We start from the raw sequence: 1,050 nt of genomic DNA, 5'->3' as shown, positions 1-1,050 counted from the left end.
AGCTCGGGCCCGCTGCCGCTGCGCCACCAGCGCAGGCGGGCGCGGTCTGGCAACAGCTCCAGCGCCTGCAAGGCAGCCTCGGGCACGCTCAACCGGCCGATGCGGTTGCGCGTCTGGCCGCCCAGCTGGGTGAAAAAGCCCCCCACCAGTACCTTGCCGTCGGGCTGCACGGCCAGGCTGAGCACCGGGCTGTCGGCGCCGGGATCAAAGCCCGTGTCCAGCGAGCCATCGGCGTTGAGGCGGGCCAGGCGGTTGCGCGTCTGGCCGCCCAGCTGGGTGAAAGAGCCCCCCACCAGTACCTTGCCGTCGGGCTGCACGGCCAGGCTGTACACCAGGTAGTCGGCGCCGGGAGTGACGCCCGTGTCCAGCGAGCCATCGGCGTTGAGGCGGGCCAGGCGGTTGCGCGTCTGGCCGCCCAGCTGGGTGAAAGCGCCCCCCACCAGTACCTTGCCGTCGGGCTGCACGGCCAGGCTGTACACCCAGCCGTTGGCGCCGGGATCAAAGCCCGTGTCCAGCGAGCCATCGGCGTTGAGGCGGGCCAGGCCGTTGCGCCTCTGGCCGCCCAGCTGGTTGAAACCGCCTCCCACCAGTACCTTGCCGTCGGGCTGCACGGCCAGGCCGTACACCGTGCTGTTGGCGCCGGGATCAAAGCCCGTGTCCAGCGAGCCATCGGCGTTGAGGCGGGCCAGGTAGTTGCGCGTCTGGCCGCCCAGCTGGGTGAAAGCGCCCCCCACCAGTACCTTGCCGTCGGGCTGCACGGCCAGGCTGCGCACCAGGTAGTCGGCACCGGGAGTGAAGCCCGTGTCCAGCGAGCCATCGGCGTTGAGGCGGGCCAGGTAGTTGCGCGTCTGGCCGCCCAGCTGGGTGAAAAAGCCCCCCACCAGTACCTTGCCGTCGGGCTGCACGGCCAGGCCGTACACCGTGCCGTTGGCGCCGGGATCAAAGCCCGTGTCCAGCGAGCCATCGGCGTTGAGGCGGGCCAGGCCGTTGCGCCTCTGGCCGCCCAGCTGGTTGAAAGCGCCCCCCACCAGTACCTTGCCGTCGGGCTGC

At 71.2% G+C, this 1,050-nt stretch carries 1 pseudogene; it reads right to left on the bottom strand.

The window, feature by feature from the left end:
• A pseudogene (locus JHD63_RS25285) lies at nucleotides 1–1,050 on the bottom strand (hypothetical protein); the annotation flags it as partial.

The sequence above is a fragment of the Xylophilus sp. ASV27 genome (assembly GCF_016428875.1).
Taxonomy (GTDB): domain Bacteria; phylum Pseudomonadota; class Gammaproteobacteria; order Burkholderiales; family Burkholderiaceae_C; genus Xylophilus.
This window is presented reverse-complemented; position numbering and strand designations above follow the sequence as displayed.